Source organism: Rhodococcus sp. NPDC003383 (genome assembly GCF_053589115.1).
Map to the genome: position 1 here is coordinate 132,485 of NZ_JBSFRG010000004.1, position 12,279 is coordinate 144,763.

Below are 12,279 nucleotides of genomic sequence, written 5' to 3' on the forward strand. Positions count from 1 at the left end.
ACACATGCCCACCGACCCGACCTGGCGCAGGGATGCCTGCGCCATCGCAGGAATCGGAACCACCGCGTTCTCGAAGGACTCCGGTGTCTCCGTCACGGCGCTCGCCGTCGAGGCCGCCGCGGCGGCCCTCGAGGACGCCGGACTGACCCCGGCCGACGTCGACGGCGTCGTCCGTAACGACATGGACCTGGTCTCGTGCGCGGCCCTCGCCGACGGCCTCGGCGTCCCGCACCTGACCTACTGGGGCGAAGCCGGCCCCGGCGGCTCCGGCCCGGCCGCGATGGTCGCCCAGGCCGTCGCCGCGATCATGAGTGGTCAGGCGACCACCGTCGTGGTCTTCCGCTCGCTCAACGGCCGCTCCGGCCGCCGCTTCGGTTTGTCTCCGGTCGTCACCCCGGAGGTGGGCGGCAACGAGACTTTCGAGGAGTTCTTCGGCCCCTACGGGCTGCTCTCGTCCGGCCAGTACTTCGCGCTGGTGGCCCAGCGCTACATGACGCAGACCGGTCTGACCTCCGAGCAACTGGCGCAGATCGCTCTGGTGACCCGCAAGCGTGCCAATGCGAATCCGGCCGCGCAGATGTACGACCGGACGATGACGCTCGACGACTACTTCGACTCGCGCATGCTGTCGTCGCCGCTGCGGCTGTTCGACTACTGTCTCGAAACCGACGGTGCCGCAGCGGTCGTCGTCACCACCGCCGAACGCGCGAAGGACCTGCGGCAGGCTCCGGCGCTCATCCGGTCGGTCGCGATGTCGACCTGCCGTCATCCGCAGCCGGGCCTGATGTACCCGACGCTCATGCGCGAGGACATCACCGCGCTGCCGTCGCGGGAGTGCCAGGAGACGCTCTACAGCCGGGCCGGTCTCGGACCGGCGGACGTCGACGTCGCCCAGATCTACGACTGCTATTCGATCACCGCCCTCATCCAGCTCGAGGACTACGGGTTCTGCAAGCGCGGCGACACCGGCGACTTCCTCGCCGAGGGCCAGATCGATCTCGGCGGAGCGATACCGATCAACACCAGTGGAGGACACATGTCCGAGGGATACATCCACGGAATGAACCACGTCGTCGAAGGGGTGCGGCAGATCCGCGGCACCTCCACGAGTCAGGTCGAGGGTGCACAGGTCTCCCTGGTCACCTCGGCTCCGCCGCCGGCGGCATCCGCGCTGATCCTGGTGGCGGCATGAGCGCCGCAGCAGCCGCGAGCGCGGCTACCACCGCCCGGCTCCGCCCCCTCGTCACCGAACGGGGCAGCGCCGGCTTCTTCTCCGCCGCCGCCCAGCGCCGTATCGAGATCCTCACCTGCGAGGACTGCGGCCGGCGCATCCACCTGCCGCGCCCGCGCTGCGTGCACTGCGGCAGCACGAACGTGGCGTGGACGCCGGCGCCGCAGACCGGCACCGTGTACAGCCACACCGTCGTCGAACATCAGGTCCATCCGCTGTTCCCGGTGCCGTACACCGTGATCGTCGTCGACCTCGACGGCGAGGAGGCCGGCGTGCGGCTGATCGGCAACCTGCCCGGTCGTGCCGAGGTCACCGCCGGCACCCCCGTCCGCTGCACCTTCGAGGACCTCGGGGAGGATGCCGCCGGAAACCCCGTGGTCCTGCCCGTCTGGGAGATCGACACCGAGCGCGCGAGCGCCGGAACCGAGGAGGACGAATGACCACGGCACCCACCCGACCGATCGACCCGGTCCTGTTCGCGGACGACGACCCGAGCAGCGCGCTGCGCGGTGCCCGCTGCGCCCGCTGCGCGACCGTCACCTTCCCGATCCAGCACAGCTGCCCCCGCTGCGGCGCCGCGGAGATGAACCCCGAGGCACTGCCCACCGAGGGGGTGCTCTGGTCCTACACCGTGCAGTCCTTCGCCCCGAAGAAGCCGTTCCTGCACACCGAACCGTTCACCCCCTTCGGAGTCGGCTACATCGACCTCGGTGACGTGATCGTCGAGTCCCGCCTCACCGTGAACGACCCGAAGTCACTGGAGATCGGGATGCCGATGCGGTTGTGCAGCATCGTCAACCACGTCGACGACGACGGCACCGAGGTCGTCACCTTCGCATTCGCACCGAGCAAGGAGGAGACGGCATGAAGGTCGCGATCGTCGGTATCGGCATCCACAGGTTCGGCCGCACCGAGGGCGTGAGCGGCCTGGAACAGGGCGCCTACGCGGCCCGGCAGGCGATGGCCGACGCCGGAGTCGAGTTCAAGGACATCCAGTTCGCCTACGGCGGCAGCGATTCCGCCGGCAACGCCGATACCCTCGTGTCCACCCTGGGCCTGACCGGACTGCCCTTCGTCAACGTCTCCAACGGATGCGCCACCGGCGGCAGCGCGCTGACCTCGGCGGTCAGCCGGATCCGGTCCGGCGAGGCCGATCTCGGTCTCGTCGTCGGGTTCGACAAGCATCCCCGCGGCGCGTTCAACCCACGCCCCGAGGACAACGGGCTGGGCCGCTGGTACGGCGAGTCCGGGATGATGGTCACCACCCAGTTCTTCGCCATGAAGATCCAGCGGTACCTCGTCGAACACGGACTGCCGAAATCGCTGCTGGCCACGGTGGCAGCCAAGGCGTTCCGTAACGGCTCGCTCGCCCCGCACGCGTGGCGCCGCACCCCTCTGACCGAGGAGGAGATCGCCGGCGCCACGATGGTCAACGACCCGCTCACCCAGTACATGTTCTGCTCCCCGGCAGAGGGCGGGGTCGCGCTCGTGCTCGCGCGCGCCGACCAGGCCCCCCGCTACACCGACACCCCGGTCTTCCTCGAGGCCGCCGAACTGCGGTCCCGGCTGTTCGGCTCGTTCGAGGTGTTCAGCCCGTGGACCTCACCCGAACGGGCCGACGGGCCGACGGTGACCGCCTCCCGGGCGGCGTTCGAGGCCGCCGGGATCGACCCGAGCGACGTCGACGTCGCGCAGATCCAGGACACCGAGGCCGGCGCCGAGATCATGCACCTCGCCGAGACCGGCCTGTGCAAGCACGGCGAGCAGGAGACCCTCATCCGGTCCGGCGCCACCGAGATCGGCGGGGCGATTCCCGTCAACACCGACGGGGGCTGCCTCGCCAACGGCGAACCGATCGGTGCCACCGGCCTGCGCCAGGTGTACGAGAACGTCGTGCAGCTGCGCGGCGCCGCCGGAGACCGGCAGGTGCCGGGTGATCCGAAGGTCGGGTTCACCCACGTCTACGGCGCCCCCGGCATCAGTGCGTGCACCGTCCTCACGCGCTGACCACCCCCGAATCTTCACGACAACGGCAGGAGACGATCGACATGGCATGGGATTTCGAAACCGACCCCGAGTTCCAGGCGAAGCTGGACTGGGTTCAGAAGTTCGTCGACGAGGAGGTCGCGCCCGTCGACCGCGTCATCGAACACGCGTGGGACGTGACCGACCCGACGCGCAACAAGCTCATCAAGCCGCTGCAGCAGATCGTGCGCGAGCAGGGATTGTGGGCGTGCCACCTCGGCCCCAAGCTCGGCGGTCCCGGCTACGGCCAGCTCAAGCTCGCGCTGCTCAACGAGATCCTCGGCGCCACCCACAGCGGCCCGGTCGTGTTCGGGTGCCAGGCGCCCGACTCCGGGAACGCGGAGATCCTCGCGCACTACGGCACACCGGAACTGAAGGAGCGTTATCTGCAGCCGCTCATCGACGGCGACATCGTCTCCTGCTACTCGATGACCGAACCCCAGGGCGGCTCGGACCCGACGAGCTTCGTCACCCGCGCCGTCCGCGACGGCGACCACTACGTCATCAACGGCGAGAAGTGGTTCTCCTCGCACGCTCGGTTCTCGTCGTTCCTCATCGTGATGGCCGTGACCGACCCCGACGCCCCCCGCACCAAGCGGGCGTCGATGTTCGTCGTCCCCATGGACACGCCGGGCATCGAGATCGTCCGGAACGTCAGCGTGTGGGGCCACCAGGAATCCGAGGGCACCCACGCCTACATCCGCTACACCGACGTGCGTGTCCCCGCCGACCACCTGCTCGGGGAGGAGGGCGAGGGCTTCGCCGTCGCCCAGACCCGGCTCGGCGGCGGTCGCATCCACCACGCGATGCGCACCGTCGGCCTGGTCAAGGCGTCGCTGGAGATGATGCTCGAACGCGCCGTGTCGCGGCAGACCCGCGGCCGCTCGCTCGCGGACATGCAGATGGTGCAGGACATGATCGCCGAGTCGTGGGTCGACCTCGAGCAGTTCCGTCTCCTCGTGCTGCGCACCGCGTGGAAGATCGATCGGCTCGACGACTACAAGAAGGTCATCGCAGACATCTCCGCCGTGAAGATGGTGATGCCGAAGGTCCTCAACAACGTCGTCTCCCGCGCGATCCAGCTGCACGGCTCGCTCGGCATCTCCACCGAGATGCCGTTCGGCAAGTGGCTGCTCGAGAGCTACCACATGGGCCTGGCGGACGGCGCGACCGAACTGCACAAGCAGCAGATCGCCAAGCAGCTGCTGAAGACGGCGACGCCGGCCGAGGGACTGTTCCCCACGGCCCACCTGCTCGCCCAGGACGCCGCAGCGGAGGCCAAGTTCGGGCTGCCCGCCTTGGGGGTGCAGTGATGACCGGTGTCGCGGAGGAGCCGCGCGTCGAGGTCGCCCCCGTCCGTCCCGGTGAGGAACTCGACTGGGACGCGCTCGAGACGTACCTGCGGTCCCACGTCGACGGACTCGACGGGGAGTTCTCCGTGCTGCAGTTCCCGCGCGGCTCGGCGAATCTGACCTACCGGGTGTCCTTCGGAGACCGGCCTCTGGTCGTGCGGCGACCGCCCTTCGGGAAGATCGCGCGCGGCGCACACGACATGGCGCGTGAGCATCGGGTGCTCTCCCGCCTGTACCGCGCATACGACCGGGCTCCGCGCGCGCTGCTGCACTGCGCGGACACCTCCGTCGTGGGGGCCGAGTTCTTCGTCTCCGAGTACCGCGAAGGAGTCGTGGTCTGGGACGAGATCCCGGACTCGATGGCGCAGCACGCCGATGCCGGAAGGCGGATCGGTTTCGCCGTGGTCGATGCGCTCGCCGATCTGCACGCGGTCGACCCGGCGTCGTGTGATCTCGCCGATCTCGGCCGGCCGGAGGGATATCTGGAACGGCAGGTCGCCGGCTGGTCGGCCCGGTGGGACGCGGTTGCCGAGTACGCGCCCGGACGCGAGGTCGCCGAACTCGTCGAGGAGGTCGGCCGTCGTATCCGGGCCGATATTCCGGCGAGTCAGCGGGCCGGGATCGTGCACAACGATTACAAGGTCGACAACTGCCAGTTCCCGCACGAGAACCCCGATCGGGTGAAGTCGGTGTTCGACTGGGACATGGCCACCACCGGTGACGTGCTGGTGGACCTGGGCACCCTGCTCAACTACTGGCCGGACCGGACCGTGGCTCCCGAGTCGGACGCGGCTTTCATCGTCGTTCCCGGGATGCACGCCCTCGATCTGCCGTCGCGGGCGGAGATCGTCGAGCGGTACGCCTCGGGCAGCGAGCTCGACCTCTCGCGCATCGACTGGTACGAGGCCTTCGGCTGCTGGAAGACCGTGGTCATCCTGCAGCAGCTCTACGCGCGGTTCGTGCGCGGGGAGACCACCGATCCGCGGATGGGACAGCGCGGGGAGCTCGTCGCGCCGCTCGCGCGCCGGGCGCTCGGGCTGCTCCCGGCCTGACCGGGAGTCCGCCTCGAAGGGGCACGTCCGGCCGCCTCGTGCCATCGGACGTGCCCCTTCGGCGTTCTACGAACGCCGCCACCACACGAATGTCGCCGTCACCCGACCTCGAGGAGAGACCGTGTCCACGCTCGGACTGTGCACCTACGGAACCACCCCCCACGACGCGCTCGAGCTGGCCCGCGCCGCCGACGAACTGGGGTTCGACGCGCTGTGGCTGGGGGAGCACGTGCTGCACCCGGCCGCGTACGCGAGCGAGCACCCGTCGGCGGGGACCCGCCAGCATCACTCGGGGCCGATCGTCGACGACACGACCGAACTCACCGATCCGCTCGCCCTGCACGCGGCGATCGCGGCGGTCACCGAACGCTTGAGGCTCGGCACGGCCGTGTATGTCACCGCGCTGCGTCATCCCCTGCACACCGCGCGCAGCACGATCACCGTTCAGGAACTCAGCTGCGGGAGGCTGCTGTTCGGTGTCGGCGCCGGATGGCTCGAAGAGGAGTTCGCCGCGCTCGACGTGCCCTTCGCCGGGCGGTTCTCCCGCACCGACGAATGCGTGGAGATCCTGCGCAAGGCGTGGGGCGGCGAGTCGTTCTCCCACGAGGGCACCTTCTATCGGTTCGACGAGGTCCGGCTGCATCCTCGACCCGTGGCCGTGCCGGTCGTCTACGGGGGCAACGGGCCCCGCGCGCTTGCTCGTGCAGCTCGTCTCGGTGACGCCTGGATCTCCTCGGGCACACCCACTTTCGAGGAGGCCGTGGAGTTGGTGGGCGTCCTGCGCCGGCACCGCCTGGAGACGGGCGGGAACACGGAGTTCCCGTGCTACGTGCGGGTCGAGGTGACCGAGGAGACCACCGCGGCCGATCTCGAACGGTATCGGGAACACGGACTCGACGACCTCGTCGTGTGGGCGGACGCGGGCTGGAAGGGCGCGACCGTCGCGGAGCGACGTGCAAACCTGGCGGCCCTCGCGGACCGGCTCGGCGTGAGGGCCGCGTCGGGCCTTCGGTGAACCGAACGCAGGAGGACCCCGCGGCTTCGGCTGCGGGGTCCTCCTGCGTCCACGGGGTGTGCGATCAATGACCGGCGGTGGTCCCGGTGACGGGGATCAGTGCGCCGGTCACCGACCGGGCGGAGTCGCTCAGCAGGAACGCGATGACCTCGGCGATGTCGGCCGGGCGGGCCCACGAGGAGGTGTCGGCGTTCGGCATGGCCTGTCGGTTGGCAGGGGTGTCGATCATGGACGGCACCAGGCCGTTGACACGGATCGAGTCGGGAGCGTACTCGACCGCCATGCTCTGCACCAGCGCTGCGACAGCGGCTTTCGAGGCGATATAGCCGGCGGCGCCCGGGAACGGGTGTGTCGCGGCTGCCGAACCGATGCACACGACCGAACCGCCGCCGCGCCGGATGAGTTCGGGCAGTGCCGCTTGGGTGACGAGGTAGGCGATCCGCAGGTTGAGGGAGAGCTGAGCGTCGAGCACGTCGACGGGTGTCTCGTGGACGCGGCTCCCCGAGTGGAAGCCTCCGACGAGGTTGACCAGTCCGGTCAACGGCCGGGATTCGTCCGCGGTGGCGAGGCCGACGACCCGCTCGACGTCGTTCTCGTCGGACAGATCGGCCTTGACGAGGACGAGATCGGGGTGTGGCGTCAGCCGACTCGCTTCGGCCTCGTCGTACCAGGGGACGACGACCCGCGAGCCGGTCGCGAGGAGACGTTCGGTGACCGCGGTGCCGAGACCACCGGTTCCGCCGGTCACGACGACGGAACCGGATCCGAGGGAAACTTCGCTCATGACGGGGCCTTTCGATGCCGGGAGGGGTAGCTGCCGTCCGGGCGGCAGACGAGCGCCCGAAAACATGACTATATTTGTGGTGTTAGGAAGCATAGCGCGTCCAGTGGTCTACGTCACCCCCTGCTCGTGGAAGGGGCGGCGGCAGGCGCGATCGGCCCGCCCTCCGTGGGGGTCTGCGGGTCGTGGCGCCGCGGACCGGGAGCTCCGCGTCGGGGTAGCTCGGACAGGCTTCGTCGGCCGAATGCAAGGGCGCCCAGTCCGAGTGCGGTGGCGCCCGCGGCCGCCGCGAACGGCACGTGCGGGTTGGTGACCTCGCCGAGCCACCCGGCAAGCCACGGCGCGCAGGCGCCGCCGCCGAAGCGGACGAAACTGTAGCTCGCCGCCGCGGTGGCTCCGTCCACGGTGGACACCTGCATCCCGATCTCGGTCACGAGCGCATTGAGCAGTCCGACGAACAGGCCGGAGACGATGATGCAGGTCGTCACGACCGCGCGGTTGTCCGTGAAGACGGCGACGATCGCGAGAGTCGTCGCGAACAGGACGAGAGCGGCCGCGACGGTCGGTACAGCGCCCACCGATACTCTCAGGCGGGGTGCGGCCACGACGGACGCGAACACCAGGCACACGCCCCAGCCGGAGAAGATGAAACCTGTTCGAACGGGCGAGAATCCCAGCACGAACGGTCCGTAGGAGAACAACGCGAAGAGTCCGAGATGGTAGAGCAGCGACACCGCGGCGACCGAGAACAGCCCCCGATGGGCGAGGGCGCGAAAGGGTGCGGTGATCGCGGTCGGTTCGGCTGCTCCCGGCGTGCGAGGAAGAACCACCGCCAGAACGACGAAGGACAGTGCCACCAGGGAGGCGGAGCCGAGAAACGCGGCGCGCCAGGAGATCTGCCCCAGGATGCCACCGAGCAGCGGGCCGGTGGCGATCCCGGCGCCCACTGCGGCTTCGTAGCAGGTGATCGCGCGTGAATGGTGTCCGGGCATCGTCGCCACGATCGCGGCCAGGGCCGTCGCGACGAACAGTGCGTTGCCGAGCCCCCAGCCGGCGCGGAATCCGATGATCTGCCCGAGGGCCCACGATGCGCTCGACCCCACCGCGGCGAGTGCGATGAGCGACAGGCCGATCAGCAGGGTGGTACGTGCTCCTATCCGGCTCGAAACCCATCCGGTGACCACCATCGCCAGGCCCATCACCGCCATGTAGCTGGTGAACAGCAGGGACACCTGGGCCGGCGACCCGCCGAGTTCGCTGGACACGGACGGAAGGATCGGGCTCACGACCCCGATACCCATGAACACCCCGACCGTAGCGAAGGCGACCGCCCAGCCCGCGCGGGGGAGTGCGGTGCGCCCGCGTGGACGTTTCGGATCGGCAACAGGTTTCGACGGCAAGCTGATCTCCGGTTCGGTACGACGACCTGCGGCGACGATCCGGCGGCCGTGCGGGCGCGCCGGATCGCCGGGGGTCGATGTTCAGGTCACGGGTGGGTGCCCGGGATGCAGGTCGAGACCGAAAGGTGGGAGAGTCAGCGCCAATCCACGCGTTCGTTCAGCATCCGGGGGTTCAGAGCGGAGAGATTGTCGATCACCTCGCGCATGTGCTCGCGTGCGAGACGGCGGGCAAGTTCGGACTCGCCGGCGGCGATGGCGTTGTGGATCGCCTTGTGGGGTCCTTCGAAGCCTTCGCGCTCCTCGTCGTCCCAGACATCGGGGTGCGCTTCGAGCATGCGGAAGGTGTAGATGTGCGCGAGCGCCGACCCGGTGAGGGTGAGGATGTAGTTTCCGGACATCTCCCGCAGTGTCTGGTGGAATCCGACTGCGGTGTCGATGACTTCGTCGTCGGACATCTCCGGCACGATGTGTTTGCCGGCCAGTGCGTCGAGATCGACGTCCTCGCCCGCTGCGACGCGATCGGCGAGCATCGCGGCCGCGAGGCCTTCCATCTCCAGTGCCGCCTCGGCGACCTCACGGAATCGAACGCCTTTCGCCTGCAGATACATCGACAGGGTGTCACCGAATTCGCTCCCCGTGGGCTCGGAGACGATGGGTCCGCCGCCGAGTCCCTGCCGTACCGTCACCAGGCCCTGGGCCTCGAGCAGGCGCAGCCCCTCGCGAACGGACGCACGGCCGACGCCGAAGCGCCGCGCCATCTCGGATTCGGCCTCGAGGGGCGAACCGGGGGCGAGCTGACGGTCTGCGATCTCCCTGGCGACCATGCGTGCCACGGTGCGCGAGACCTTTTCGTTGCGAGTCATGGCCACCGCGCGTCGCCGCGCGGCGGTATCCGACTGCGAACTCGTGAAGTTGCGAGTCATGGTGTCCTCGTCGTCTCTGAAGGGACCCGCACTCGTCCGGGCGGGGGATGATCGTGCGGCCGAGTATAGGGAGGGAGTTCCACGATCAAGGCTACCCCCAAATATATGTATGTTTCGGTTGGTTAATGCTATACCACTTTCTATGACTCAGAACACACCTACACGCGAAATTTCCGCAACGAATACGGGCGCAAGGACTCTCGCCGGTCAGCACGTCCTGGTTACCGGGGGCAGCGAAGGAATCGGCTACGGGATCGCCGAACGTCTGCTCGAAGCGGGCGCCACGGTTTCCCTCGCGGCACGCCGGCCGGCGGTGCTCGACGCGGCGGTCGGGAGATTGCAGACGCGGTGCGAGGACACGGCCCGGGTCTCGGGCGTCGTCGCGGACATCAGCGACGCGGATTCGATCGCCGCGATGTTCGAAACCGCCCAGGACCGGAACGGGCCGCTCAACGTACTCGTCGCCAATGCCGGCAGCGGGAGCGTGGTGCCCTTCCTCGAACTCACACCGCAGCAGTGGCAGGACTGCATCGACCTGAATCTCACGGGGACGTTCCTCTGCGTGCAGGCGGCGGCGCGATCGATGGTCGAGCGCACGGACGAAAACCGGTCCATCATCGTCGTCTCTTCGATCCGGGCGCTCGGTGCGCGTCCCTCGCTCGTTCCCTACGGCACCTCGAAGGCGGGACTCAACCAGCTCGTCCGCCTCGCGGCCTACGAGCTCGCGCCCACCGGGGTGCGCGTGAACGCGCTGTCGCCCGGTATCACGGCGACCCCTCTCTCCCAGGACCGCAACAACCTGTTCGACGAGCGGGCCGCGACCGTGCCCATGGGTAGGGCGGGAACCCCGGCGGACATGGCCGCTGCCGCGCTGTATCTCGCGAGTCCGGATTCGGCGTTCGTCACCGGCACGAACCTCGTGGTGGACGGGGGCGAGTCGCTCTACTGACCAACCCCGCGCGGCGTCGCCTCGCGGCCTCCCGAAAAATTGTGATGTACAACGCACAAAACATTGCTATAGTTACGGTGTTTTCAGCTCACGTCCGAGCATCCGCCGAATTCCGGACCCGCCTCTCGCGGAGTCGTTCGGCGCTGACTTCCCATCCTGCGCGCGGCCGTTCGCGGCCGCGAGACGACGAAGGAGAACACTCGATGACCACGGTGATGAACGGGATCAAGGTCGTAGAGGTGGCGCTGTACGCGTTCGTCCCCTCGGCGGCCGCGATCCTCTCCGACTGGGGAGCCGACGTCGTCAAGGTCGAGCACTCGGATTTCGGCGACCCCACCCGGTCCACCGCGGCCTGGGGCGTCCCCGCCCACGTCGACGGCCTCGCGAGCCTGTTCGAGATCAACAACCGCGGAAAGCGTGCCGTCGCACTGGATATCGCCCACCCGGAGGGCCGCGAGGTCCTCATGAAGCTCGTCGAATCCGCCGACGTCTTCATGACCAACTTCCTGCCCGATGCGCGCGCCAAACTCGGCATCGACGTCGACGACATCTTCGCCCGCAATCCCCGGATCGTGTACGCGCGGGGCACCGCCCAGGGCGTGGCCGGCCCGGACAGCGACAAGGGCGGCTTCGACGGCATCACCTACTGGGCACGCTCGGGGGCCGCCGGGTCCATCGCTCCGGACGACCTGGACTGGCCCGCCAACATGCCGGGACCCGCCTTCGGCGACTCCCAGAGCGGCATGGCCCTGGCCGGTGGGATCGCGGCCGGCCTCCTCCACCGTGAACGCACCGGTGAGGGCATCGTCGTGGATACCTCGCTGTTCTCCGTCGGTGCGTGGGCGATGCAGGCGACGATCGCGGGCTGCCAGATGATCGGCGCCGACGAGTTGCCGTATCCCGACCGCCACAACCCGGTCAATCCCGTCTCGAACATCTACCGGACCAGCGACGGTCGCTACATCCATCTCGCGCTGCTGCAGAGCCAGAAGTTCTGGCCCGGCCTGTGCGAGGCGATCGGCCTGTCCCACCTGATCGACGATCCGCGCTTCGCGACCTTCGAGGACCGCGCGCGCAATTCCCGTGAGTGCACGGCGATCCTGACCGAGGTCTTCGAACAGCGCACCCTCGCCGAGTGGACCGACATCCTCGGCAAGCAGGAAGGCCAGTGGGACGTCTTCCGCAAGCCGATCGACGTGCTGTCGGATCCGCAGGCCCTGGCCAACGGCTTCGTCCGCACCGTCGAGTACGAGGACGGGCGGACCCTGGACATGGTGACGGCACCGACCTCCTTCGGCGGGCAGGCCCCGACGCTGACGCGAGCCCCTCACCACGGAGAACACACCGACGAGGTGCTGCTCGAACACGGTCTGGACTGGGACCGCATCGTCGAACTCAAGATCGCCGGTGCGATCAAGTAGAGCCTCTCCGCCCGACCGGACAGAGATTCCGGCCCGATCCGACGGAGCCTTCCGGCTGCGACCCGAGGTCGCCGCCTTCCGCGCACCTGCGCACCGACAGTTTCCCTTCCCTATCTCCACAAGAGGAGTT

12 protein-coding genes are annotated in these 12,279 nt (G+C 68.7%); 9 read left to right on the forward strand and 3 right to left on the reverse strand.

Translation table 11 applies throughout. The annotated features are described in order from the left end of the window. Nucleotides 1-4 precede the first annotated feature (4 nt). The 7 genes from ACWDTS_RS05555 to ACWDTS_RS05585 all read left to right on the forward strand — a co-directional run bounded on the left by ACWDTS_RS05555 (nt 5) and on the right by ACWDTS_RS05585 (nt 6,675). A complete protein-coding gene (locus ACWDTS_RS05555) occupies nt 5-1,192 on the forward strand; it encodes a thiolase C-terminal domain-containing protein (RefSeq protein WP_197252255.1) in 1,188 nt (395 codons plus the stop codon). Continuing rightward, nucleotides 1,189-1,671 carry a Zn-ribbon domain-containing OB-fold protein gene (locus ACWDTS_RS05560; protein WP_450111591.1) on the forward strand — a complete coding sequence of 161 codons (483 nt, stop codon included), beginning with the start codon at nt 1,189-1,191 and terminating at the stop codon, nt 1,669-1,671. Before ACWDTS_RS05555 ends, ACWDTS_RS05560 begins: the two co-directional genes overlap by 4 nt. After that, on the forward strand, nt 1,668-2,099 hold the full coding sequence (locus tag ACWDTS_RS05565; RefSeq protein ID WP_450111590.1) for a Zn-ribbon domain-containing OB-fold protein: 432 nt from the start codon (nt 1,668-1,670) through the stop codon (nt 2,097-2,099). Before ACWDTS_RS05560 ends, ACWDTS_RS05565 begins: the two co-directional genes overlap by 4 nt. Beyond that, complete coding sequence (locus tag ACWDTS_RS05570) at nt 2,096-3,238, forward strand: thiolase family protein (protein WP_450117747.1); 1,143 nt, start codon at nt 2,096-2,098, stop codon at nt 3,236-3,238. Before ACWDTS_RS05565 ends, ACWDTS_RS05570 begins: the two co-directional genes overlap by 4 nt. Before the next feature lie 41 nt (nt 3,239-3,279). Next, entirely contained in the window at nt 3,280-4,569 is a 1,290-nt protein-coding gene (locus ACWDTS_RS05575; protein ID WP_450111588.1) for an acyl-CoA dehydrogenase family protein, read from the forward strand. Then, complete coding sequence (locus ACWDTS_RS05580) at nt 4,569-5,660, forward strand: phosphotransferase family protein (RefSeq protein WP_450111587.1); 1,092 nt, start codon at nt 4,569-4,571, stop codon at nt 5,658-5,660. The genes ACWDTS_RS05575 and ACWDTS_RS05580 overlap by 1 nt, the downstream gene beginning before the upstream one ends. A gap of 121 nt (nt 5,661-5,781) precedes the next feature. After that, nucleotides 5,782-6,675: a TIGR03619 family F420-dependent LLM class oxidoreductase gene (locus tag ACWDTS_RS05585; protein WP_450111586.1), complete on the forward strand. Its 894-nt coding sequence runs from the start codon at nt 5,782-5,784 to the stop codon at nt 6,673-6,675. A 64-nt stretch (nt 6,676-6,739) separates the two neighbouring features. On the opposite strand, the gene ACWDTS_RS05590 is transcribed toward ACWDTS_RS05585, so the two are convergent. The 3 genes from ACWDTS_RS05590 to ACWDTS_RS05600 form a co-directional block, all read right to left on the reverse strand. Further along, nucleotides 6,740-7,459 (reverse strand): SDR family NAD(P)-dependent oxidoreductase, encoded by a 720-nt coding sequence (locus ACWDTS_RS05590; protein ID WP_450111585.1) that lies wholly within the window; start codon nt 7,457-7,459, stop codon nt 6,740-6,742. A gap of 113 nt (nt 7,460-7,572) precedes the next feature. Next, a complete protein-coding gene (locus ACWDTS_RS05595) occupies nt 7,573-8,856 on the reverse strand; it encodes an MFS transporter (protein ID WP_450117748.1) in 1,284 nt (427 codons plus the stop codon). 134 nt (nt 8,857-8,990) lie between these two features. Next, the gene (locus ACWDTS_RS05600; RefSeq protein WP_231610541.1) at nt 8,991-9,719 is read right to left on the reverse strand and encodes a FadR/GntR family transcriptional regulator; all 729 of its coding nucleotides are present in this window, start codon (nt 9,717-9,719) and stop codon (nt 8,991-8,993) included. 202 nt (nt 9,720-9,921) lie between these two features. On the opposite strand from ACWDTS_RS05600, the gene ACWDTS_RS05605 reads away from it, so the two are divergent. Together ACWDTS_RS05605 and ACWDTS_RS05610 are read left to right on the forward strand one after the other, a co-directional pair. Next, nucleotides 9,922-10,728 carry an SDR family NAD(P)-dependent oxidoreductase gene (locus ACWDTS_RS05605; protein ID WP_450117749.1) on the forward strand — a complete coding sequence of 269 codons (807 nt, stop codon included), beginning with the start codon at nt 9,922-9,924 and terminating at the stop codon, nt 10,726-10,728. A gap of 203 nt (nt 10,729-10,931) precedes the next feature. Beyond that, nucleotides 10,932-12,149, forward strand: a complete 1,218-nt coding sequence (locus tag ACWDTS_RS05610) for a CaiB/BaiF CoA transferase family protein (protein ID WP_420752279.1) — start codon at nt 10,932-10,934, stop codon at nt 12,147-12,149. The last annotated feature ends 130 nt before the right edge of the window (nt 12,150-12,279 follow it).

Excerpts from the sequence above, each read along its gene's own strand:
- ACWDTS_RS05555 (WP_197252255.1), top strand. The coding sequence starts at position 5 with ATGCCCACCGACCCGACCTGGCGCAGGGATGCCTGCGCCATCGCAGGA.
- ACWDTS_RS05575 (WP_450111588.1), top strand. The coding sequence starts at position 3,280 with ATGGCATGGGATTTCGAAACCGACCCCGAGTTCCAGGCGAAGCTGGAC.
- ACWDTS_RS05600 (WP_231610541.1), bottom strand. The coding sequence starts at position 9,719 with ATGACTCGCAACGAAAAGGTCTCGCGCACCGTGGCACGCATGGTCGCC.
- ACWDTS_RS05610 (WP_420752279.1), top strand. The coding sequence starts at position 10,932 with ATGACCACGGTGATGAACGGGATCAAGGTCGTAGAGGTGGCGCTGTAC.
- ACWDTS_RS05590 (WP_450111585.1), bottom strand. The coding sequence starts at position 7,459 with ATGAGCGAAGTTTCCCTCGGATCCGGTTCCGTCGTCGTGACCGGCGGA.
- ACWDTS_RS05565 (WP_450111590.1), top strand. The coding sequence starts at position 1,668 with ATGACCACGGCACCCACCCGACCGATCGACCCGGTCCTGTTCGCGGAC.
- ACWDTS_RS05570 (WP_450117747.1), top strand. The coding sequence starts at position 2,096 with ATGAAGGTCGCGATCGTCGGTATCGGCATCCACAGGTTCGGCCGCACC.
- ACWDTS_RS05580 (WP_450111587.1), top strand. The coding sequence starts at position 4,569 with ATGACCGGTGTCGCGGAGGAGCCGCGCGTCGAGGTCGCCCCCGTCCGT.
- ACWDTS_RS05560 (WP_450111591.1), top strand. The coding sequence starts at position 1,189 with ATGAGCGCCGCAGCAGCCGCGAGCGCGGCTACCACCGCCCGGCTCCGC.
- ACWDTS_RS05605 (WP_450117749.1), top strand. The coding sequence starts at position 9,922 with ATGACTCAGAACACACCTACACGCGAAATTTCCGCAACGAATACGGGC.